Annotated in this window: 1 protein-coding gene; it reads left to right on the top strand. The window is 67.2% G+C overall.

The features are described from left to right. Positions 1–241: glutamate synthase-related protein (locus R2R70_RS22750; protein WP_410979309.1), on the top strand; the 241-nt coding region annotated here is incomplete at both ends.

The raw sequence follows: 241 nt of genomic DNA, 5'->3' as shown, positions 1-241 counted from the left end.
ATCCTGGGCGCCGAGAGCTTCGGCTCCGGCACCGCGCCGATGGTCGCGCTGGCCTGCAAGTACCTGCGCATCTGTCACCTGAACAACTGTGCCACCGGTGGCGCGACCCAGCACCAGGCGCTGCGTGACGAGCATTTCCGCGGCACCGTCGAGAGGGTCAAGCACTACTTCCGCGTCAACGCCGAGGAAGTGCGCGAGCTGATGGCGCTGCTGGGCGGGCGTCAGATCACCGACCTGATCG

It is taken from the genome of Cobetia sp. SIMBA_158, assembly GCF_046566945.1.
GTDB lineage: Bacteria > Pseudomonadota > Gammaproteobacteria > Pseudomonadales > Halomonadaceae > Cobetia > Cobetia amphilecti.
The sequence above is the reverse complement of the archived record's forward strand: the minus strand, read 5'-3'. Positions and strand labels throughout refer to the sequence as shown.